The sequence below is a fragment of the Methanogenium sp. S4BF genome (assembly GCF_029633965.1).
In the GTDB taxonomy this organism is placed as follows: Archaea; Halobacteriota; Methanomicrobia; order Methanomicrobiales; family Methanomicrobiaceae; genus Methanogenium.
In genome coordinates, this window is sequence record NZ_CP091277.1 from 629,059 (window position 1) to 653,027 (window position 23,969).

At 43.7% G+C, this 23,969-nt stretch carries 19 protein-coding genes; 16 read left to right on the forward strand and 3 right to left on the reverse strand.

Features of this window, described 5'->3' with window-relative positions:
• Positions 1–118: 118 nt before the first annotated feature.
• Positions 119–5,053, reverse strand: a complete 4,935-nt coding sequence (locus L1S32_RS03080; protein WP_278156035.1) for a PKD domain-containing protein — start codon at positions 5,051–5,053, stop codon at positions 119–121.
• 547 nt (positions 5,054–5,600) lie between these two features.
• Between L1S32_RS03080 and L1S32_RS03085 the strand changes: the two genes are divergently transcribed.
• From L1S32_RS03085 to L1S32_RS03160, 16 genes are all read left to right on the forward strand, one after another.
• Positions 5,601–6,584 carry a UDP-N-acetylglucosamine-1-phosphate transferase gene (locus tag L1S32_RS03085; RefSeq protein WP_278156037.1) on the forward strand — a complete coding sequence of 328 codons (984 nt, stop codon included), beginning with the start codon at positions 5,601–5,603 and terminating at the stop codon, positions 6,582–6,584.
• A 39-nt stretch (positions 6,585–6,623) separates the two neighbouring features.
• The gene (locus tag L1S32_RS03090; protein WP_278156039.1) at positions 6,624–7,061 is read left to right on the forward strand and encodes a DUF1616 domain-containing protein; all 438 of its coding nucleotides are present in this window, start codon (positions 6,624–6,626) and stop codon (positions 7,059–7,061) included.
• Complete coding sequence (locus tag L1S32_RS03095) at positions 7,048–8,583, forward strand: hypothetical protein (RefSeq protein WP_278156041.1); 1,536 nt, start codon at positions 7,048–7,050, stop codon at positions 8,581–8,583. The genes L1S32_RS03090 and L1S32_RS03095 overlap by 14 nt, the downstream gene beginning before the upstream one ends.
• A complete protein-coding gene (locus L1S32_RS03100) occupies positions 8,584–9,207 on the forward strand; it encodes a PIG-L deacetylase family protein (RefSeq protein ID WP_278156043.1) in 624 nt (207 codons plus the stop codon). It begins immediately after the preceding gene.
• A 124-nt stretch (positions 9,208–9,331) separates the two neighbouring features.
• The gene (locus tag L1S32_RS03105) at positions 9,332–10,414 is read left to right on the forward strand and encodes a DUF354 domain-containing protein (RefSeq protein WP_278156045.1); all 1,083 of its coding nucleotides are present in this window, start codon (positions 9,332–9,334) and stop codon (positions 10,412–10,414) included.
• Entirely contained in the window at positions 10,411–12,039 is a 1,629-nt protein-coding gene (locus tag L1S32_RS03110) for a polysaccharide deacetylase family protein (RefSeq protein WP_278156046.1), read from the forward strand. The genes L1S32_RS03105 and L1S32_RS03110 overlap by 4 nt, the downstream gene beginning before the upstream one ends.
• A 281-nt stretch (positions 12,040–12,320) precedes the next feature.
• Positions 12,321–13,088 carry a GNAT family N-acetyltransferase gene (locus L1S32_RS03115; protein ID WP_278156048.1) on the forward strand — a complete coding sequence of 256 codons (768 nt, stop codon included), beginning with the start codon at positions 12,321–12,323 and terminating at the stop codon, positions 13,086–13,088.
• 70 nt (positions 13,089–13,158) lie between these two features.
• Positions 13,159–14,313, forward strand: coding sequence for an ATP-grasp domain-containing protein (locus tag L1S32_RS03120; protein WP_278156050.1), 1,155 nt, complete (start codon positions 13,159–13,161; stop codon positions 14,311–14,313).
• A gap of 27 nt (positions 14,314–14,340) precedes the next feature.
• Positions 14,341–15,369: a GNAT family N-acetyltransferase gene (locus L1S32_RS03125; RefSeq protein WP_278156052.1), complete on the forward strand. Its 1,029-nt coding sequence runs from the start codon at positions 14,341–14,343 to the stop codon at positions 15,367–15,369.
• A gap of 63 nt (positions 15,370–15,432) precedes the next feature.
• A complete protein-coding gene (locus L1S32_RS03130) occupies positions 15,433–15,990 on the forward strand; it encodes an acyltransferase (protein ID WP_278156054.1) in 558 nt (185 codons plus the stop codon).
• On the forward strand, positions 15,990–17,423 hold the full coding sequence (locus L1S32_RS03135) for a lipopolysaccharide biosynthesis protein (RefSeq protein ID WP_278156055.1): 1,434 nt from the start codon (positions 15,990–15,992) through the stop codon (positions 17,421–17,423). Before L1S32_RS03130 ends, L1S32_RS03135 begins: the two co-directional genes overlap by 1 nt.
• A 341-nt stretch (positions 17,424–17,764) precedes the next feature.
• A complete protein-coding gene (locus L1S32_RS03140; protein ID WP_278156057.1) occupies positions 17,765–18,691 on the forward strand; it encodes a hypothetical protein in 927 nt (308 codons plus the stop codon).
• Between the two features lie 84 nt (positions 18,692–18,775).
• On the forward strand, positions 18,776–19,675 hold the full coding sequence (locus tag L1S32_RS03145; RefSeq protein WP_278156059.1) for an exosortase/archaeosortase family protein: 900 nt from the start codon (positions 18,776–18,778) through the stop codon (positions 19,673–19,675).
• Positions 19,676–19,863: 188 nt separating this feature from the next.
• The gene (locus L1S32_RS03150) at positions 19,864–20,544 is read left to right on the forward strand and encodes a diphthine--ammonia ligase (RefSeq protein WP_278156061.1); all 681 of its coding nucleotides are present in this window, start codon (positions 19,864–19,866) and stop codon (positions 20,542–20,544) included.
• Positions 20,541–21,125, forward strand: coding sequence for a gamma-glutamyl-gamma-aminobutyrate hydrolase family protein (locus L1S32_RS03155; protein WP_278156063.1), 585 nt, complete (start codon positions 20,541–20,543; stop codon positions 21,123–21,125). The genes L1S32_RS03150 and L1S32_RS03155 overlap by 4 nt, the downstream gene beginning before the upstream one ends.
• 48 nt (positions 21,126–21,173) lie before the next feature.
• The gene (locus tag L1S32_RS03160; protein ID WP_278156065.1) at positions 21,174–21,578 is read left to right on the forward strand and encodes a DUF134 domain-containing protein; all 405 of its coding nucleotides are present in this window, start codon (positions 21,174–21,176) and stop codon (positions 21,576–21,578) included.
• An 18-nt stretch (positions 21,579–21,596) separates the two neighbouring features.
• Here L1S32_RS03160 and L1S32_RS03165 read toward each other — a convergent pair whose 3' ends face one another.
• Positions 21,597–22,742, reverse strand: a complete 1,146-nt coding sequence (locus L1S32_RS03165) for a hypothetical protein (RefSeq protein ID WP_278156067.1) — start codon at positions 22,740–22,742, stop codon at positions 21,597–21,599.
• A gap of 184 nt (positions 22,743–22,926) precedes the next feature.
• Positions 22,927–23,916, reverse strand: coding sequence for a methyltransferase domain-containing protein (locus tag L1S32_RS03170; protein WP_278156068.1), 990 nt, complete (start codon positions 23,914–23,916; stop codon positions 22,927–22,929).
• Positions 23,917–23,969: the final 53 nt, after the last annotated feature.

Consider the following 23,969-nt stretch of genomic DNA (forward strand, 5'->3'; position numbering starts at 1 on the left):
TTTGCCAGAGGAACATTGAATCTCAGTGGGTCTATGAATAGAAAAATTCTGTTTGAGAGTCGAAAAACACCGGTAATAAAAATGAATGAACGGGAAATAAAAAATGGGGATATATTCTCTAAAGAACTGTGATGTATCCTTTTTTTGTTTCAAAGTCAATGCCTTCTTTATTGATCACCCTCAGGGTTACAGAGTATGTACCTGGTTTTGCGTAGGTATGTCCCGTGTACTTTTCAGATGTGGTTATTCCGTCTCCAAAGTACCATGTCCATGAGGTGGGGTTTCCCTGACTTTGATCGGTAAAGAACACCTGCAGCGGTGCAGGACCACGAACGATGTCAGCAGTGAACGCCGCCACTGGAATTGTTGTTTCGGAAGGAACCTGTGCAGCATTTACAGATATGTAGCTTGTCTTAGTCTCCGTATCTGTTCCATCTGTATTTGTGACCTTCAGGGCAACCGTGTATGTGCCTGGCTGAGTATAAACATGTTCCGGGTTTTCTTCTGTCGCAGTTGTACCGTCACCAAAGTTCCATGTATATGAATCAGGGCTGTTTGTGCTTTCATCCGTGAAGGTTACCTTTAGTGGAACAATGCCCGATACTTTATCCGCACTGAATGCTGACACAGGGGGGTTTGTGACCGGAACGGGCATTTCCTCATTGGTTACAGTGATGAATCCTTGTTTAACTTCAAAGTCTATGCCTTCAGTGTTAATTGCTCTGAGGGTTACTGAGTATGTGCCTGGTTCTGTGTATGAATGTGCCGGGTTCTGTTCGTATGAGGTTTCCCCGTCTCCAAAGTACCATGTCCATGACGTGGGTACTCCCTGGCTTTGGTCAGTAAATGATACCTGCATTGGCGCAGGTCCGCTTACGTTGTCAGCAGTGAACGCTGCTACCGGTCCGGTAGATATCTGGGCAGCGGTTACGGATATGTAGTTTGTCTTTGTCTCCGTATCCGTTCCATCAGCATTTGTTACTTCAAGGGTAACGGTGTATGTGCCTGTTTGTGTATAGATATGTTCAGGGCTTTCTTCATATGCAGTTGTCCCGTCACCAAAACTCCATACGTATGAATCCGGGTTGTTCGTACTTTCATCCGTGAAGGTAACCTTCAGTGGGAGGATGCCCGATACTTTATCTGCACTGAATGCTGCCACCGGCGGGTTTGTGACCGGAGCGGGGGTGTCTTCAGCGGTAACCGTAATGTATCCCTGTTTAACCTCAAAGTCAATGCCTTCAGTATTAATCGCTCTGAGGGTTACTGAGTATGTGCCTGGTTCTGTGTAGGAATGTGCCGGGTTCTGTTCGTATGAGGTTTCCCCGTCTCCAAAGTACCATGTCCATGACATGGGCACACCCTCGCTTTGATCGGTAAATGTTACCTCCATGGGCGCAGGTCCGCTTACGCTGTCAGCAGTGAACGCTGCTACAAGTTGCGCGGGTTCGGCCGGGAGCTGGGGGGCGACGGATATGTAGCCTGTCTTTGTTTCGGTATCCGTTCCGTCATCATTTGTGACTTTCAGGGTGACTGTGTATGTGCCTGGCTGCGCGTAGGTATGTGACGGGTTCTGGGTATTTGCCAGCCATTCGTCACCAAAGTTCCACGACCATGAATTCGGGCTGTTTGAACTTTCATCTGTGAATGTCACTGCCAGGGGTGCAGTACCGGATACTACATCAGCACTGAACCCTGCCACCGGCGGGTTTGTGACCGGAGCGGGTGTGTCTTCATCGGTAACCGTGATGTATCCTTGTTTAACCTCAAAGTCAATGCCCTCTGCGTTGATCGCTCTGAGGGTTACTGAGTATGTGCCGGGTTTTGTGTAGGAATGTGCCGGGTTCTGTTCGTATGAGGTTTCTCCGTCTCCAAAGTACCAAGTCCAGGATGTGGGCACTCCCTCGCTTTGATCGGTAAATGTTACCTGCATTGGTGCCGGACCGTAAACGTTGTCAGCAGTGAACGCTGCTGTTGGTTTAGCTGTAACAGATGGTACCTGACCATCTGTTACAGATATGTAACCTGTCTTTGTCTCGGTATCTGTTCCGTCATCATTTGTGACTTTCAGGGTAACGGTGTATGTACCTGGCTGTGTGTAGATATGTCCGGGGTTTTCTTCGACTGCAGTTGTCCCGTCACCAAAGTTCCATGCCCACAATTGGGGACTGTTTATACTGGTGTCCGTAAACTGAACGCTAAGGGGCGCCTGACCGGATGTAACATCCGTCGTGAACGCTGCAACCGGCGCTGATGGATTGGTTGTACCGCCGGATGTTACGGTGATGTAATCGGTTTTTGTTTCGGAATCTGAACCACTTTCACCTGTTGCTGTCAAAACTACAGTATAGGTTCCTGGTTCTGAATAGGTGTGTGATGGGTTCTGTTCACTTGATTGTGCTCCGTCTCCAAAGCTCCATGATGAGGAGACTGCATTTGTGCTGATATCGGTGAACTGAACGGAAAGTGGTGCTGTGCCTGTTGTCGGACTTGCGCTGAATTCCGCTTCAGTAATGGTAGGTACGGGCATCACTTCTCCGGAAGTGAGGAATGTGTATTCATGACTTCCGGGAGCTGTTGTGATGATTATGGCTGATTTGTCTTCGGAAAGCTTCCAGCCGGTATATATTGCACCATCCTTCAGCACCTTTCCTATGTCTGTGTTTAGCTGGTATAATGAGACCTGACCTGTTGATGCTGCGTCAACCACAAGGGCAACTGAATTCCCTTCTTTATTGAGCGAAACACTATTCGTTCCGGAGGTCGCGATGAGGGGTGCACTATTTTTGTTCAGGTATGTGCCTTTGATGAGTGTATAGCTGTAATCCGATGATGACGCAGGTGTCCTGATGAATGCCATCTCAGCATTTGTCGAGAATGCTCCAAAGGTGCTGCTTCCCGCTCCTGAATAGATAGTATCAGTATGTGCTGTTGCACTGACTCGTATTGCATTCCCGTTTCCACTGACAGGTATTTCCTGAGAACTCTTCTTTTCTTCGTTCAGGTAGTCTGATGTGAGAACGGTTATCCGGTACAGATCTGTTTCTGATCCGTCTTTCAGGTACACGACGGGTGAATATACCTCAGATGGAGAATCATAGCCTGCTATTCTCCCCGCATGCTTTGTTACAATTACTTCTGATGCCGGTGAGGAATAGATGGTTAAAGTAACTTTGTCTCCATATGGATTTGTTGTGTCCCATTTCAGGGAGTTTGTTGTAATGCCGGTCGTTGTTTCATCCTTATACGGAAGTGATAGCCAGTTGTATGCTGTTCCGCCTATCGTGAGATCTCCTTTGACATTACCAATCACACCTGACTCAGTTGGTGTGATACTGAGACTGGTCGGGCGGAAAACGTTCCGGTATGTCCACTCCTCGCTTCCGTCAAACCGGTCGAAAACTACGAAATAGTCATCCTCAGGATACATAATCGTCCGGCTGTAGTCAATAGGTGATGAAATACTTTTGGAGGCCGACCATGTATCGCCAATCACTTTTGTAATGGTTTCCGAGGCAGCGATCCCCTCCATCCATGGGGTCTGAATGACTGTCTCAACGGTAACCGGGGTGCTGATGCCAGCTGCGTACCCTTTGTATACTCCTCTTGCCTGGCTGTCTGCCCATGAGGATGTCGTAAATGGGGTCTGCGGGTCTTCGATTTCAATACTGTTGTGGTGGACGCCATATTGTCCGTAATAGTTGTCAAGGACATGCTTTGTTTCGCCTGCGTCTGCCAGGAGAAGATCTCCGTTGCCGTAATATTCAATGCTCAGCTGGTCATGGTGTGCCATGTCCCGGTTGCTGTTTGTCTGCACATTAAAGGTGACAAGCGACAGCCAGTCTGAATCTTCCTGCCAGTCTTCCCTGAATACCTGATAGATGGCATCTTCATCCAGGCGACTGGTCCAGTCCGGTGAGTCGCGGCTGATGCTGTTGTAATTGCCATAGACACAGAAGAGCAGTTTGGTTGGTGCAAGGTCATTTTCCCTGGAATACGGCAGGAGATTATCTCCTTTGGTCTGGTCAAGGTATCTGAGCACCTCTCCTTTCTCCTGATCATTCAGGAGACTGAGAATGGCCCTTTGGTACGTTTCAAGTGTATTTCCCGCCGTTACATAATTGTTCATGTATCCGTTGGGCATGGTCTCCCAGAGTTCAGACGTTACGATCTTTTTTGCCACCGGATAGTCATCGAGTATATTCCTGTCATAGTGGTTGCTGTATACCTGGAACCACCAGAGAAGATCATCAATCACATATGTCTTGTATGCTCCAAGCAGGTGCTTTCCTGATGCCTCATCAAATCCAAACGATATGAGGGGCCTGTTATATGTGTGAAGTTCATCGTTAACGAAGAGATAATCTGTTCCGGCTTTAATCCAGTCCTCGGGGCCGGAATTTAACGGAATGTTGTTTGGATTGGTGTAGTCCTCAAGTGCGAGTCCTGCGATCGCAACACTTGGATATGCCTGTCCATGGTAGTCAGCAAATGTGACATAGGTCTTTTTCGTTCCGTCGCCATTCAGGTCGCGGTACGTACGGTCTGCAAGTATCGCAAGTTTGTCACGTATGATTGTGTCATCCGCAGAAGTGAGGCCCGGCTGTGCCCAGTCATAGGCAAGGGAATAACCGTTCAGTGATACTGCCCTGTCCATGTCATACGGAGCATCCCCGACATCGAGGTTGAGAAGTGCCTGACGCGCTTTATCAAGGTATTTCTGGTCCTTTGTTATCTGGTAGGCAAGGGCGAGATCACTTGCAAACCCGCTCCGGTATGAGATCCTGTTGTAGGTTGCCCAGTTTGGGTCCGAGAAGTCACGTGAGAGCGACACATCTGCTGAATTGATGATGACTGCCTTCCATGTGTTCCACGGTGCAGTTGAACTATACTGATAGCCGGGAACTTCGGTAATGTCGGAAAACAGGAGATTCGGATGCGATGCTGCTGATGCAATTGCTGGTACTGCTAAGCTAATTATAATCAGGGTGATAATTAACTTAAATAATGGAATTTTTACATTCGCTGTTGACGTATTTTTTATTTCAATCATTGTCCTGCCCTCATTATTACTATTACTAAATTGATTCAGGTCTGATTTTTGTGATGTTCTCTTGCGAATCGCTGTTCACTAATAATCCCCCTCCCCCCAAAATGGCCGGAGAATTTCCCGGGTATGTTGTTTTGTTCAACACCATGTGGGTACTATTCCTCCTTGTGTTCAGGCTCTCATTACATCCATCATTATATAAATGTGTTGTCTAATGATTGACAATAGGACATATCAAATGCCGCCATCATAATAGGTTATCATTAAATTTATGCGAAAATTCGTCGTTTTTTTCCTGAAGGGAAGGATTTGTCCAGAAGATTATGGATTATTATGATGAATTGATGAGAGTTGACTTTATTTGTATTCGGGCGACTTCACTCCATATCTGGCAGATTAGGCTCTAAATAGTGTATGCGTGCTAAAAATGGGAGATAAAATATTCATTCGGTTAGAATTCCGGCTTTTTGAGAATGGTTTTACTTCAGTGTTTTTGGGTGCCGCAGATGACCGATAATATATTAATCTATTATGTCGAGATGAAGATAAAATGACGATTGCGGATTTGGTGAATCCTTTAAACCTTATGATTTCAGTTTTTTTTGTTGTACCATTCATAGCAACTGTTGTGGTGATGCCTTACCTGATCCAACGGCTTAAAGAGAATAATATTGTTGCAAAAGATATGTACAAAGCGGATCAACCGGATATTGCGGTAAACGGCGGAATCATTATTCTTCTTATATCTCTGCTTTCCCTGTCAGTTATTTCACTTTTTTATTGTAATTACATTCTTCCGGCTAATTATGTAATAATAATGGTTGTCACTCTTTTTGCTCTTTTTGGGATTCTTGATGATATGATAAATATTGGCCGTCCTGCCAAACTTATTCTTCTGTATTACTGTTCATACTCTCTGATATCATGCGCAACGGTTACTCTTGTCTATTTACCTTTTATCGGAACAGTTGATTTAGGAATTTTTTATCTTCAACTAATCCTTCCTCTCTATGTTCCGGTAGTTGCCAACCTGGTTAATATGCATTCAGGGTTTAATGGTCTGGCGCCGGGTCTTTCTCTGATTGTCCTAATCACGTTAATCTTAAAGACAATAGTAAATGCGGAAATAATGGATATTCTTTTTATTGTCTGTCTCACCGGTTCCCTTGCAGCATATTGGTTATTTGAGAAATACCCTGCCCGTATTTTCTGGGGAAATATTGGGGCGTTATCTGTTGGTGCAGCAATAGGTGCAACGATAGTGATAGAAGGCTTCATTTTCAGTGGTTTTGTAATGCTCATTCCTCATGTTGTGAATTTTTTACTGTATGTATACTGGCGTCTTCATACCAAACGATATCCTATAGCCAAGTTTGGAAAAATCAGAGAGGATGGAACTCTTGAAGTGCCGAATCCTCTTACCCTGAAGTGGGTATTGCCATATTTTTTCCCAATGACCGAACGGCAGGGAGTAACAGTGATGTATGCGCTGACGGGGATATTTTGTTTCATTGGATTTATGATTCCCGGATAGAAGGGGAAAAATATAAATTTAAAAAGCTTCTCTCCTGTTATGTTGTTGGGGGGGTCAATTATTGAATTTATTGCAATACTATTAGCATTTTTTCGGGCGATTTTTGGATTTTTTCTCATTTTGTTTATTCCGGGGTATACACTAACATTGGTGCTTTATCCCGGGAAAACTGAGATTTCAGTTATAGAAAGAACAGGGCTTTCAATAGTCATGAGCATGGGTTCTGTTCTTCTTATTGTCCTTTTTATTGATGAGGTTCTGGCATTCAACACTACTCCGGTTAACATTGTTTGCGCAGTTCTTATCTTCTCTTTTTTAGCATTGTGCGTCTGGAAAACTGAGCTTATCCTGAAGAAAAATTTCATGCAGAATGTCTTTCCTTTACGCCCTTCTGCAGTAATAATCAGGTCAAAGTCCGGAGATACCGATTCAAGGGAAAAAGAATCGGAAGAGGAAGGGAATAATGATGACTTCTGATCTGACAAAATTGGTTCCTGAGAATCATACACTACGGGTAAATCAGCAGTTAAACGTCTCCTCTCTTTTGGACATCTCCCGATCATTTGCCCGCAATGCTGAATATGAGTGTGACAGCAACCCTTCCGTTCAGGATGACATTCTCATACTTGAGTCTGGGCATCAACCGAATTTTTTTCCCTATTCGGGTGTTTGGAAAAAAGTATTTTTATTGGATCAATTTCGAAAAATGCTTGCTAGCAATGGTGATTGCGGAATCGCTTTTTTTGGATTTGCAGATCAGAATGCAACCACAGCTCCATTTCTTTATAAAAACCAGGTTCCGGCACTGAACAAAACCGGGATGCAAAAAATCGGGTTTACGGTGAAAGGTTCGGAAAAATGGAAGCGCTTTGACACTCTTAAAAAACCTCTCCCTGAGGTGTGGGAAGAGGAAATGCTCAAAATGAAAAATTTGTCTGCAGGGACGAAATCAGAACTTCCTGCAATAATGGAAATTATGTGGAAGAGTTATGAACGTGCTGATTCGTTTTCTGATCTGAATGGATATATCTTTTCAAGGATTTCCAGAGAGATTCTGGGATTTGATGTCCACTTTTTCCGGTACTCCGACATTCATCGCAACCAATTGTTTTCGGATGAATGCAAACAAATCCTTGAAAAAATGGACTGTTACCAAACAGTATACAATGATGTAATCAGAAATAAAAATATTCCGTCCCGGCAAGTTGTTTCAGGTGAGGTCCCATTTTGGTATCATTGCGATTGTGGCGGCAAAATTCCTCTTATGATTGATTCTTTTGGTATTTGCAGGGGTGAATGTCCCATCTGCAAAAACGAATATGAACTGGATTTTGATACCGATTTCAGTCGATTTGATGCTTTTTCACAAAATATGAGCTTTTCTGCGGTGAGCAGGAATCTGGTTTTTTCTGAGGGACTGGGTACACACATCTTCGTCTCAGGAGCAGGAGGGGGGCTCAGATACGGCAAAATATCAGATGCAATTTCATCGGAAATTGGTTTTAACAAACCTTTGACATGTTCCTGGTCCTCAAAGGATTATTACCTCGGAAAGATACATGCGAATGCTGTAAAAGAGTTGCAAAAGATGTTTTCCCTCACCAAAGAAGAGGTGTTGGATGTAGCCATTGATGAGCTGATTCGTAAATTCCGGGAAAATATGGAGCAAAAAATTACCGAAATGGAGGCAGAGGGTGCCGATAATAAGAGCATTCGTTTGTATCGGGGGAGATTTCTTGGATCCGCAAAAACTGCTGAAATGGTTTCCAGGGTATTCTCTACAATCCCCTCTATGTTTGATCTGTACCTGAATTTTGACAGAGAGGAGATTGTGAAGAGCTGGGTTAAAGCTCTGGACTGTTCTGTTCAGGAAAAGTATGGCTCCACCTGTATCATTTCACAGGATGTTGTATATGACAGAAGAGAAGAATCAGGATTTTCTCCGGATGAAATACCGGTTTTATACGGAAATATGTCTGCTATAGGTGTGAAAAACTAAATGACAAAACGGATGCTAATCATTAGTCCGCATACGGATGATGGGGAACTTGGATGTGGGGGAAGCATCGCCCGTTTTATTCGTGAAGGATATGATGTTAAATATGTGGCACTTTCCTGTTGCGAACAATCAGTCCCTGAAGAATATCCGAGAGATATTCTCCGAACTGAAGTAAAGGCTGCAACAAAAAGACTTGGAATAGATGATCCGATCCTGCTTGAATATGAGGTCCGGAAATTCCCTCAGTATCGTCAGCAGATTCTCGATGCATTAATTGAATTAAAAAAAGAAATAAAGCCGGTTACGGTATTTACGCCATCTTCTTTTGACACTCATCAGGATCATAAAGTGACCCGTGAAGAGACCTTACGCGCCTTCAAACAGTGTACTATCCTTGGATACGAACAGCCATGGAATAATATTACTTTCAATACCCTTGCGTTTGTTTCGTTAAATGAAGAATATCTCCAGATGAAAATTGATGCACTGGGCTGTTATGAAACTCAGAAGGAGAGGTCATACTTTAATTGCGACTTTATCCGGGGCCTTGCATTAACAAGGGGGACCCAGATTGAAGAACGGTATGCAGAGGCCTTTGAGGTAATTAAATGGGTGTTGCGGTGAGTGATTTTGTGTTTGTCGTGGATAATTCTCTTTTCCCTTCCGGTGAGGAGAGAGATATCAGGCTGGGGACTGTAGTGATTTTTGATGAGTTTAAGAAGATACTATTCACAAGGTAGGGGGCATTATGAAAATACTAATTGATATCGGACATCCCGCACATGTTCACTTTTTTAAGGGAACGATTACGGCTCTGTTGAGTAAAGGCCATGAAATTTTGATCGTAACCAGAAACAAAGAGATGACCTTAGACCTTCTGAATAAATCGGGATTTAATTATATTAATGTCGGTGAGCATAAAACGAGTATGGCCGGCAAAGCATTTGCGCTTATACAGTTTGATTACCGGATACTTCGGATTGCACAAAAATTCAGACCAGATCTTCTTATAGCACTGGGTTCCCCCTATCTTGCACATGTTTCAAAGCTGATAAAAAAGCCCTATATTTCATTCTGGGATACTGAGGATGCAAATTTGATTATCAGACTGACATCGCCGTTCACTGATATTATCTGTACTCCGTCCTGTTTTCTCAGGGATTTTGGTGAACGCCAGGTTCGGTTTGACGGGTATAAAGAACTCGCATATCTCCATCCGGAAGTGTTTCAGCCTGACCGTTCCGTGCTGGATGAACTGAATCTGTCGGTGGATGACCGGTTCATCATTGTACGATTCATCTCCTGGGCAGCATCTCACGATGTCGGGTTAAAAGGGATGAAAAACCCGATAGAAGTTGTGAAAACACTGGAAAAATACGGAACTGTATACATAAGTTCTGAGAAACCTCCTGATCCTGAACTTGAGAAATATATTCTCCATATTTCTCCGGATAAGTTCCATTCTCTGTTGGCCTACGCCACATTATACATCGGGGAAGGAGGAACTATCACTACTGAAGCCGCAGTTTTGGGAACACCTGCGATTCATATCGAAGCGAATTCCGAAGGGGAAGCAACGGGAAATACCAGTGGAAATTTCCTGGAGATACGGGATAAATATGAATTGATGTATTTTTTCCCGGATCAAGATGCCGCTCTTGAAAAAGCAGTTCAGATTCTTGAAAATACCGATTCGAAAAAGGAATGGCAGCAGAAACGAGAGCGTCTTCTTGTGGATAAAATTAATGTCTCCGCCTGGATGACGGACTTCATCGCAGATTATCCGGAAAGCTACCAAAAATATCTTACAACGAGAGAGAGCAGGAAATGATATCATTTGTCTGCAATACGGACGATCCGGTTTCCCGGTATGGCATTGATCATTTTATCCATACCGCCGGATTGTCTGTTCTGCCGGGTGGCAACACAGACTCCGGCGTATGCATCGGGTATGAAACAGAGGGGATGGGCCAATTTTCAGTCAGCGTTGTGAGAAATACAGCTATTGAAGTAAATGCCGGAGAAATTGCGACGCATAATCTGGAATACCCCCTGTTTCAGGTTCCGATTGATACATATGATGCCGGAAATCGGTGTATTGCAGAATTCAGGTCAGAGAACCTGAAATACCCCTGCATATCCGGTTCAGATTCAGGGATACTCATTGGATTTGATATTTTCAGATTGACAGGATCTCTCTTATCCGGTTATCTGGATAAAACAGGAGCCGGATCTGATGATGAACACTATCCACACCTGATATCACAACCTCTTGTTGATTTTTATGAAGATATGCTGTTCAAAGCTATTCTGATGGGATGCAGCGAAATCGGGATGCCTCTCGTCAGGAAATCATACTGGCCTCCCGGCAGGGAATTTGCGGTCTGCCTCACCCATGATGTTGATGAATTTACAAAGACCTATCAATGGATTACCCGTCCGCTGAGATATCTGAAAGGAGGGGATTTTAATGGATTAAAAAACCAAATGAAGTCTTTTTCCCGAAAGATCAGAGGGCATGAACCATATTGGACTTTTGAAGAGATTATGCAAAATGAAAAGAAACAGGGTGTCTGTTCAACATACTTTTTCCTGAAGGAGTCCGGAAAAAAAAGCCTTTTCAGACCGGAATCCTGGCATCTGTACGGTCGCTCTCATTCTTTGCAGAAACCGTGTGTCATCGGGTTAATCCGGAAGTTGTCTGAAGAAGGGCATGAGATTGGTGTGCATGGGTCTACATTTTCCCATAATAACCCCATCCTTCTCAATTGCGAGAAGGCAGAAATTGAAACACTTCTGGGCATACCTGTCAGAGGAATCCGACAGCATCGTCTGAATCTGACAATCCCTGATACATGGGATTTTCAGTCAGATGCCGGGTTTGTTTATGATACTTCTCTGGGATACAAGGCAGCGAATGGTACGGGTTTTCGGTGGGGAACCTGTTTTCCCTTCCATCCGCAGGGTGCAACCGGGGTACTTCCGCTTCTTGAGATCCCTCTCTCTCTCATGGATATTACTCTTCAGGATGGGGGTGCTGGATGGGATATCTGCAACAGCATGATTGAGCAGGTAAGAAATGTGAGGGGTGTCCTTACATTGCTCTGGCATCCTGCAGTGTTTAATAATCTGGAATACCCCGAAATCGGGAGCTGGTACTGGAAGATTATTGAAGCATGCAAAGAAAACGGCGGATGGGTGACAACCGGTGGGGAAATTGCTTCGTGGTGGCATTCACGTGAGGCAACTGCATATGAATGCCTGTATTCAGACGGTGAACTATCAGTTTGCTGCGACGGCAACGCCGAATGCTCTTATGATTTGTATGTTCCGGAAAACCGTTCTGCTGAACTGATTTCAGAAAATGCAACACTTTCTATGGCTGAAAACGGGCACTATATACTATCTTCTGAAAATGGGCATATGCCGAATAAAATGGTGGTGCGATTACGATGAATGTGAAATTATGCAGAGTGGATAAAGAGAAGGCTGACGAATGGAACAGAATTGCCAATGAATCCCCTCAGGGGACGATATTTCATACCTGGAACTGGCTTACCATCGCTGGTAAACACAGTGGATTCACTCTGCATCCGCTTATAGGATATGTGAACAATGAACCAGTAGCTCTGTTCCCTCTTTTTCATAGAAAAAAATTCGGTCTGAACTTTGTGTTCTCTCCTCCGCCTCACACGGCTCTTCTTTACCTTGGACCCGTATTTCGATTTGATGAGAAGATGCAGCAAAGCAGAAGAGAACACATATACTGCTCATTTCTGGAGGGGATCAATGATTATATCAAACGGAACCTGCATGCTCAGTATGTGCAGGTTTTTTTGCCCCCGAAATTATGTGATCCCCGCCCCTTTACGTGGTCAGGGTATACCGTTAAACCCGAATATAACTATGTAACGGACCTGAGTCCCGGGGCTGATTATCTCATACAAAGCCTTCCAAAAAAGAAGCGACAGGATATTAGCCGGGCTTACAAGCGGGGTATCACGGTTGAAATGGGTGGAAAAGAAGAGCTCGAAGTAATATATAATCTGATGGTTGACCGCTACAGGGAACAGGGCCGATCAGTACTTGTTCCGAAGGAATACTTATTCGAAATATATGACGCGTACTGTGATCAGATTAAGATATTTGTTACAAAATATGAAGGTGAGATAGCAACCGGACTGATTGATGTTCTCTACAACAACTCATTATATAGCTGGATTGGAAATCCGAAACCACTGACTGAGATTTCACCATCTCCAAATGACCTCCTTTTGTGGGAGGAAATTCAATATTGCTGTGAACATGGGTTTACCTCATATGTTACGATGGGGGCTGCCGGCAATGAGCGTCTCCATACCTATTATTCTTCGAAATTCAACCCGGATTTGGATATCCGTTTTTCAGCGAAAAAATGCTCTTCCATTATCGGATGCTTTGAATCGGCATATGCAAATGCATACAAACCTGCGAAATCCTATATTAAAAAATCAGGATTTCCCTGAGAATCTATTTATATGGCTCATTATTATTCATTCTTAATTCGTGAAGTGTTGTAAAAGGGGGAGTAAAAATATGAATGCTGTTGTGCCTACGGGTGTTGGAGATCATATTGGTCTTGCTGTTGTACGCTCCCTTGGAAAAAAGAAAATTTCTACCACTGTTGTCTCGAATGAAAAGAGATCAATGCCGTTTTACTCGAAATACTGCACAAAAAAACGAATTGCCGAATATAACGACGAATTTCTTTCTGAATTAACAGAAAATGACATCATAATGCCCAACGGGGAAGATGAAATGCTTTTTTTTGCAAAGAATGCCCCTTTGTATGACTATTCACTTGCTTTTCCTGATTATGCAACCCTTGAGACCATCATTGATAAATCACACCTGATGCGGTTTGCAGAAATGCATCATATTTCTGCTCCAAAGACATTTTTCATTGATGATCCTGATTTTCTTCATGAAATAGCCCATAGTCTGACATATCCTGCCATAATTAAGCCAAACCGGGGGAGAGGAGGGAGAGGCATCGTACGGGTTGACAGTCCTGATATGGTAGAGGAAACGTATGCAAACATCCTTTTTCAGTACGGACCTTCAACGATTCAGGAATACATCCCTTTTACGAAGCGGTATTCCTCTGCTGTTTTGACAGATAATACTTTTGAGATTCAGAGGATCTGTATCATACAGGAAAAGAGAACCTATCCGCTTAATACCGGTCCAGGCTGTTTTGTTGAGACTGTTGCCAATGAAGAGATTATGAATCTGACATTTGATATCATGAATGCTTTAAAAATCCGGGGCGTAACCGAACTTGATTTTGTTATCGACGAACGTGATGGAAAGCCTAAGTTATTGGAGATAAATCCCCGATTTTGGGGCTCAGTACAGTGCGCAATCTCCGCAGGAGTTGACTTTCCGTTTTTGCTGTATGAGATCGCTACAGATAATTCTATTGCTGTTTCGTATGATTATCGGGCAGGAATAACGGGGAGAAATGTTTTCTGTAATGATCTTCGGCACCTGCTGACCGTTCTCAGGGGAAGGTTTCCGTTACCATATAAACTGAAAACGATGAGTGATTTTATTAAATTTTATCAGGATGATGCCTATTTTATCTTTTCATCCGAAGATATTCGCCCGTTTATCTCAATATTCGAATATTATCTTTTAAGAAAGACAGATCAGGTACGTTTGAATTTTTTCAAGGAAATATCTAAATAGTAGCTGGACTTATTGGTGCTTGGTAACATGGGATTTTATATACAGATTGCTGATGATAATCATCAAAAAGAGTGGGATGATTATATCCAATCTTCATCCTTTGGTACAATTTTCCATACATGGCAATGGCTGAAAATTATGGAAAAACACACGAATAGTACGTTGTATCCCCTTCAGATATTCAAAGGAACGACGCATATTGCCAGCTATCCGATTTTTTTTAAGAAAAAAGGGTTTGTGAAAGTTGCCCTTTCTCCTCCTTATAACACAGACATACTATATCTTGGTCCTGTTATATCTCATTATGAATCCTTTAAACAACCTAAAAAAGAAGAGTATCTAATGGGTATTCAGTCTGAGATTGATAAGTTTCTCTTTTCTGACCTCGGATGCAATTATGTAAATCTTCGTACAGCACCGGGATTATTGGATTCACGGTCTCTTCGATGGGCAGGTTACCACGTTGAACCATTATACTCCTATCGATTGGATTTGAATACGGGGCTTGATAATATATGGACCAGCCTGCACAGATCGGTTCGAAAAAATATCAAAAATGCTCAGGATAAAGGAATCGTCATTGAAAAGGGGGATAAAGATGATCTTTTCTACATTCATTCTGAAATACAACGAAGATTCGGTGAACAGGGCAGAAAAAAAGATGATATTTTATTGTATTTAGATGAGGTTTTTCATCAGTATAATGGCCGCAATCTGGACATATTTGTGGCAAAATATCTGGGGGAAACCGTAAGCGGTGTTATTCATCTGAATTATAATGGCATTATGTATCAATGGGTGGGACTTCCCAAAGAAGAAATCGATGGCATCTCACCAAATGATCTGCTGGTCTGGGAAAGCATAAAGTCAGGCCGTGAAATGGGGATGAGATATTATGATATCATGGATGGGGGAGATAATCCACGATTGAGACGATTTAAATCGAAATTTAATCCTGAGCTGTCCATCTGGTATTCTGCAGAGAAATATTCTCATCCGATATATGGATTCGCAAGGACGGCATCCCGAAAAACCGGGTATCATGTTAAAATTTGATGAGATCTCCGTTTAACGCCGGATTGAACGTCAAAGAAAATTTCTGATGAAGGAGGGGGGGTATTGCGAAATATTGCTGAAGTGTACGAACGAATTCGGTTCAGTCTTCTTGTAAAAGGATTTCTGCATATTCTTGCAATGAATATCCCCAATGACCGCCTACGCAATACCTTCTACCGATGGCGGGGAACGAAAATCGGGAACAATGTTGGGATTGGGTATGGGGTTTTCATTGAGGAATCACGCCCATACCTCATAGAGATTGAGGATGGAGTGAATATTGGCCCACGGGCTGTGATTGTAGCCCATGATTCAAGTTTTCACTGCATCAGTCCTGAAGTTCCGATACTTTTTGGACGGGTAATAGTCCGTAAGAATGGGTATATCGGAGCAAAAGCGGTTATCCTGCCGGGTGTTACGATCGGGGAGGGTGCCATTGTTGCAGCGGGAGCTGTTGTTACAAAGGATGTTGCGCCAGGCACGATTGTGGCAGGTGTTCCGGCAAAACCATTAACCACTGTTAAAGACGCGTTGAGTCGGTTTAATGACCTGGATGCATTGCGAAAGGAGATGGATTTGGTAAAATCCTGCACATCCACTGCCCAAAGTGAGGACAGATAATGGATCGTAATCTTTCTTTTTATACCCTGTTTTATGTAGGTTCACTTGTTCTCATGCGTTTTTGCGGGATCATTACCAAAATTATCCTTGCACGTGCGATTACCCCCTTTGAATATGGAATCATTATGCTTATTGTGATTTCCCTGCCTGCTATCTTCCAGCTGATGACCAATTTTTGCATTTTTGATATTCTGGGCCATGCGGGAGAGGGACGAAAATATTTTGGTTTTTCTATGGCATATGGGATCCTTGCAACCATTGGTGTGGGGCTGCTTCTCTTTGCCTTTCCGGTTCAGATCTGTAATTTTCTGAATATACCGGTGGAGATGTGGCCATTCCTGTTTTCAATATTAATTATTGTGTTGCTTTCTGTTACGTTAAGTGTGGACATCATGGGATTATTGCGGGGAAAGAAAAACCATTCAATTGCTGCTGCCATCTCCGCAGCGCCGGGTCTATTGAGGCTTGGTTTGATATTTTTGGCAGTGTCAGTATTGGGAATAACCGATTTTGATATCATATTCATTATTTTTGCCATCCCGCCACTAATCGTCCTTCTTGCAGTAATTCTCAGGAAGGCAAAGACAATTATTAATTCAATTCATTCTATCCAGATTCCGTCCCGAAAAATTCTGATTTTTGGTTTTTCAGTGTATATTATTGGCGTCTGGCTTACATTATGCCAAAATCTTAATAAAATCGTTATCAGCCATGATCTTGGGATTGAATTTCAGGCCTTTTTTGATGTATCACTTACACTGGCAGCGGTAATCACCTTTTTTTCATCGGCATTATATCTGATATCAGTTCCCGAATCCACAGGAGCAGAGGATAAATCTCTTCTCCTGAACCGGCCCGGAGGACTGGGGGACATTGGGAGACTTCTTTTTGCTATGACCCTGTTTTGTGTGCTTATTCTTGCATTTTATGCAAAAGAACTGATTGTCCTGTTATTTTCCGCCGATTATGCACCTGCAGGTGATTACATTCTTCTTATTGCAATTGGATATGTTTTCATATTTATTCAACAGTTTAGTGCCTATGTAAATGTTTCATTTTATGAGAAATCAACGAAACCATTTGTTCTCATTACCGTAATCAGTTTATTGATATTCCCTGTTTTTAGCCATATACTAATTGGGTATTTTGGATTTCAGGGAGCATATCTGGCATTTATTATAATTCTTGTCCTCTATTCTCTTGCTACAATATTGGTATCCCAGGATATTGAGCCTCTTTGTGTACTCTTCCACAGGGTTGTGTATCTGATTATCTCATTCGCTGCAGTGTATCTCGTACTGTTTGTTGGGAATCTCTCGTTATTTCCAGGGATTGTTGTGTCATCATTACTGTTTGGAGGCCTGATTTTTGCCACCCGATATCTGGATGTATCCATTATTCGGGATTTAATCGGTAGAACGAAACAAGAATAAATTTCAGATGTGAGGAGATTTTTCATATTCTCTCTTTTACGATTATTTTGCATCGGTAATGTGTAGTCTTCAATACAGGGAGGGATTGATGCGATCTTCGCATTGAACTGAAGATCAGCAGTATTTTTTTCGATTTATCCCCCGTGGCTGAATGATACTTTAATGCAAAATGAGCCGGGTCTGAATTTTTTTGGGGCGTATCAATGTCAGGCACTTGCGTTGGGCACTATTAACTGGCACTTGGTTATATGCTGGTATGAATATGTTGGCATCAGAGTGGCTGTTGCAGGCACTTGTTATTACCACGTGTATTTTCTGCACAGTCTGGCGGTTCAATGAATATGCGAATCATGATGGGAATTCTCTGGGTTGGAATGGCTTTGATTCTGTTTACGCCGGCAATGGCATATACAATAGACGGAGATCTGAGTGACTGGGGTCTTTCCGGATTAAATACAGGTGACTGGTCAGAAAATAAAACATGGATTCCTGCCGATGGTGTATCATTTATTATTGAGGATAATACAAATCCCTGGTTTTTGTCTGATTATCGTGGTGTACATATATCAGGAACAGCTGAATCATGGAAGTTCTATAATGAGCAGCAGAGAATTCATTCAATAACCAAAAGACGATTGAATGAGCCATACGGCGGAGAAGAGTATGATATGGAAGCATACTATTTTGATCAGGACCCGGATTTCATTTACCTGGCCATTGTAACTTCTCTGAAACCGGATGGGGAGGGGGATACCCGTCCCATGGATCTTGCGCTCAACTTTGGCAATAATCCGGTACTGGATGATCTTGGATATGAATATGGAGTGAAAATACGGGAAGACTCACTTCAGGGATCGATTATTCGGAGTCCGGTATGGGAAAAGTCAGACTATTTCTCCCCGGCCAAACCCGATTTCATTCAGTCGGGAACGGGTTCCTATGTGGGAAAGGCAGAGATATCATATACCAATAGCTGGCTGACCCGTACAGATAACGGGTTTGATAATTATGTTATTGAGATTGCCATCCGAAAAACAGATGTTGGTATGAATGGATATCCACAAATAAATTCAATTTATTATGGCGACAGCAGCATGAATGAAGTTACCTTCGCCCCTGAATTTCCGGGAATTGCCTTATCTCAGGCGATAATTACAGGGATGGTATTCTGTGCATATCTGTTCCGGGGGAGAGTCAGTTACCGGTCCTGTCAGGACCGAAATCCTGAGGTACAAATAATGAATACTCAGAACATAAAACCTGAGTGAATCCGGAATTTTATACAACAAATATATATTCAGTTAGATATGTAGAAACTAACAATACTCTATGGAATCATAACCGGGGGAATCATGGATAGTAATTCAATCAATATCACAACTCCGCAAAAGGCTGCGAAGATCTGGGTAATCCTTGCGATTGCTGCCCTCTCTCTCTTTTTTGTGTTATCCTCCCTATCCTACTCAAAAGTTGATGCAGTCAGTATCTGGATACTGACCTGCATTTCAATGATCTATTTCTCTACCAAAACCCAGAAGTACCTCGGAAAAAGAGAACAGATTGCTGTAGTTTTGGCAGGATTCGGGATTTGTATATTCAGTTTTCTCAATATCCCTCTTGGCCTTGGCAATCCCCCGTTTTCCATTGCTGAATTCTCTCTTTTACTCTCAGGAATCAGTATAGTAGTGTTTGGACTGCTTGCATTCAGAACATTGATATTCCCGTTATTCTTTCCAATCATTGCTGTTCTTGGGTTTGAAATGTACGAAATTTTCATTCGCCATGAGGACTGGCTGATAGCCCCCCTGATTCCCCCGACAATCACCCTTACAACCGGTATCATCCGCCTGATGGGAATTGATCCTAGTGTGAATGGAAATATCATCTCATTTTTATCCATTTCCGGTGAAACAATCCGACTTGCCGTGGTGTCAGACTGTACCGGCATCTGGTCACTTGGAACGTTCACTGTTGCATCCATAATTGTTCTGTCAACATTTCCTGAGGCGATCTCAAAGCGGGGAGCCCTTCTGATACTCATTGGATATATCGGAACGTATGCATCGAATATCGGAAGGATTGCAATCATTTCCCTGAGTGGCTATATTTACGGGCCTGAGGGAATCATTGAACAGGTGCATATTCATACCGGCTGGATTTTGTTTACTGCCTGGATGGTCATATTCTGGTATTATTTCTTTACCCGTCATCTTGGTTTTTCGTTTACGGGAAAGAAGAGACAGGCCGAATAGCGACCGGATGATTAGGTTTCTGAGTGCTGATTCTGATTATTTCACAAAATATTTACTCTGATAAGAGTCATACTATCGTTCTCTCTAACCGCCGTGATGCCGTTTACCTTTTATCTATTCACTGAGAGTTATCTAAGCACGATCAGGTGTACCTGATATCTGAAAACAAAAGAGTGTTGGAAAGAAATATGAAACTTGGTGTACTATTTTCCGGCGGCAAAGATTCAGTATATGCCACATACCGGGCAATGCAGAAAGAAGAGGTCTCCTGCCTGATCTCGCTTGTATCTGAAAATGACGAGAGTTACATGTTTCATACGCCGAATATTCATCTCACATCACTGCAGGCAGAGGCAATGGGCCTCCCCATACTGGAATATACTACCACAGGTATAGAAGAAGAAGAACTGGAAGACCTGAAGCGTGCGATATCCCTTGCTGTTGAGCAGTACGGTATTGAGGGTATTGTGACCGGAGCCGTTCTCTCTGTGTATCAGGCGACCCGTATTCAGAAGATCTGTGATGCCCTTGGTCTCTGGTGCTATAACCCGCTCTGGCATATTGATCAGGACTGGTACATGCAGACTCTGATTGATGAGGGCTTTGAAGTAATTATCTCCGGTGTTTTCTCTGCTCCCTTTGACGAAACCTGGCTGGGAAGACGTATTGATGATGAAGCCCTCAGGCTTCTGCGGCTCTATGCAGCAAAATATGGCATCACCCTTACCGGAGAGGGGGGCGAACTGGAAACCCTGGTGACTAATGCACCGTTTTTTAAGAAAAAAATTGCCGTATTGAAGTCAGAGTCAGTGTATGCAAATTATAACGGTCGGTATCAGATACACGCCGCGGAAGTGACTGATAAATGATCCTCCTCGTAGATCTCTGCTATCGACCGCATTCTCTTGGTGAGGATGAGTTTGTTCGTCCAATCGCAGATATTGTAAAGGGTTGTGGGTATCAGCCTGAAATTTGTCATTTTACCGAATGGGAATCTGCATCCATGGATAAAGCTGGTGCAGCGATCCTCTGCGGAACACCGCTCAGAGACAATCGCTTTGCCGGAATGACTGAATGCTTCACATGGATCCCGGAATCGCCGGTGCCGGTTCTTGGAATATGCGCAGGCATGCAGGCGCTCATCCTTGCATATGGCGGCAGCATTGAGCAAAACCCTGAAATTGGCATGACTGCCATCCGTTGCACAGCAACCGGTGATCCGATATTCCGTGAAAACCGATGGACCGCATATGAACTGCACCGGTTTAGTACAGTCCCCGGGGGTGAGTTTATTCCTCTTGCAGAATCAGACGCCTGCGTTCAGGCGGTTCGGCATAAGGATAACCCTGCATATGGCGTCATGTTTCACCCGGAAGTGCGCAATACATGGGTGGTGGAGCGGTTCCTCTCTGCCCATGTCCGGCATGATTCAACCCTTTCTTCTGAGTGAACATATTACGTATGCATAAATAATCTGCTAATAGAAGATTCAGTACAGATGAGAAGGTGCAATTCCGGGGAAGAAACCCCATCGCGGCGTGGGAGGCCCCGTAAAAGAAGATTTCTGAATAAAGATTCACAGTACCGCTGTTTTCAGCCATGCTGCCATCCTGATGCTGAGGGGAGGGTGAATGTCCTTGAACCTGAGGAGCTTGAGGCTCTCAGGCTGGTTGATTTGCTGGATTATGACCAGGAATCTGCAGCTGTAAAGATGGGAATTTCCCGGAAAACATTGTGGCGTGATCTCCATGAAGGCCGCAGAAAGGTTGTAGAAACTCTCGTTGAAGGCAAGCGTCTTGAGATGGCAGGCTGTGCTGATTCAGAAAAAGAAGAATGCTGCTGCAGAAACCGGGAGTGCAGGTATGCATCAGACGCATCCTGCGAACAGAAGTCAGAACAGTAATCCACTTTTTTTCGGATATCAGGCCCGGGTAAGGAAGATATCTGCATAGTTACGGGCAACCTTTCCCCCGATTGTCGGTTTAAGACATTCAAGCCAGAGGAAAAATCCGGTCATCTGTGGGGTCCGTTTACTTTCAACGCGGAAACCGCCCGATTTTCGCACAACGACTTTCAGGTACTCCTTTTTATTTCGTGAGCGGAGGTAAATGACGGGTTCAAATTCCGGGATATCCAGTGCAATAATTACTTTTGAAAATTCCTTTGCGATTTTCTCCTGATCATATGCTATTCCTTTAATGAGCAGTTTTTTTCCATCCCAGATTTCCCGTGAGCCCGATTCATGGAGGGCACCCAGCAGCAGTTTTTTGGCGACAGGCGGGAGTTCATCTTTCTCATGAAATTCTTCTTTTGGTCTGCCTGCAGTAATCTCTGAAAGGACTCTGTCCCTTCGGTAGTCATGAATTTTTTTATAGTCAAAGGGCCGCCGTGGCTGAAGATCTTTCACATCAATGAGTTTTGCATGGTTCAGTGGTTTGCGCGGAATACCTCTGGTTGAAGCACTGCTGAGAAGATGTTTCAGCGTATCACAGGATTTCGTGACAATCAGTACGCTCTCTGTTTCACGCATCAGTTTTTTCACGACGGAAGAGCGTGAGATGTCAACGGAGGAAAACAGAACAAATGGCACGGTAATCTGTCCATAGAGGTATCCAAGAAGTTTCTTTTTGTAATGGACCTCTTCTCTGAGTTCTTTGAGTTCGGTTCCGGATGTAACTACTTCTGCAAATCCGATTTTTCCGTCTCCTCCGACAAAGAGCATATCAACTTCAGCAATATCCTGACCGTTTCCGCGGATATTTATATCTCCCCGGTTGGAGAAGTACAGGCCATTCTGGCCAAATTTTGCAGGAATTGAAGGGAAGGGTGCATCTGCTCCTTTTCGGACGATATGCTGAAGATTGCTGGATCTGCATGAGAATTCCAGCAGCATTTCATACATCAGCGATTCATACCATCGTCCTTCCGCTGCACGCATGGTTGAAATATCATCTGAAAATAGCTGTTTCTTCTCGATTTTTTTCAGATGCCGGATTGCCCGCTTTGCAATTGCTTTATTTGGATTACAGGATCTGAAGGATTCCTTTATCCACCTGAGAGTATTCATGTGATAACCTTTTTCGCCCAGGCAATGCGGAATACAGTATAATGATATTGATATTATTATCCGTGTTGCCTGATAGTACTTTTACCTGAATACTATATTATAGTGGCGAACGTCTGGTGATTGGATCGTCCCCTCAAAAAAACAAAAAATATGTATTGCATTATCCGAAAGAAAACCCTCCACACTATGCAGTATGCGTTTCGGCCGGAGTATTCTCCGGAGATTTCAGAATCATGATCTGCCGGGTCAGGCTTTTGTGTATTCGCTGGGAGAATTTTCTGACAATCGTAAATTCCTTCTCCGCGAGAGTCTGGATGTCCACATGTGTTACAATGACGCATCGTCCACCCGGTTTGACAATTCTGCGGATTTCACGCAGCGAATCCGTGTATAACTGATCCATTGATTCTGCCATGATGCACACGGAATGGCCATAAGGAAGGTCCGTTACCACTGAATCAACAGAGTTGTCGCTTAGCGGGAGAGCTGTTGCATCTGCCAGGAAGAGATCAGCGTCCGGGAGATTTTTGCGGCATCCGTCAATCATCATCGGATCCATATCACTTCCGATGATCTCCATTCCACAGAGTTTCGCCTCCAGCAGTACGCCGCCGGTTCCGCAGAACGGGTCACAGATGATATCGCCCGCTTTTGCCTGAGAAAGATTCACCAGCGTGCGGGCCGTAATCGGCATCATCACACCAGGGTGAAAGAACGGCCTGCGCATCGGATTTCTGTACTGGTAACTCCCCCTGTCGATGTGGAGGATGACCCGGCCAAAATAACATGTGTTGCCGGTAAGAATCGCCCGGTATTCCGTCTCCGGTGCATCAAGCGAGACCGGGCCTTTTATGTTGGTACCAATCAGCCTCTCCAGTGAAAGCTGTGATATCCCTGGACCTGCATCCTCCATTTTCCGTACCCGTGCGGCAAACGTCTGTTCGGTTGTAATGGAAAGTGCCTGAAGCATGGCCGTGATACTGGCTTCATCTGCATCACATCTGCCCAGATATTCCATGACGGTATGTGTCATGGCCAGCCTGCAGCAGGCTTCAGGGTCGGAGCATTCAGCGACAGCCACCTGTGTTGCCTGTTCTTCAATGCAGGCGAAGGTTTCAACTTCTGCAAACGGAAGTTCAGGATGCTCCCCGGAGAGCTCAAAGATACATTTCATATACTGGTATAGTTCTACTCCATCCGGAGTGATAACTCCTTTGGAATGGGTAA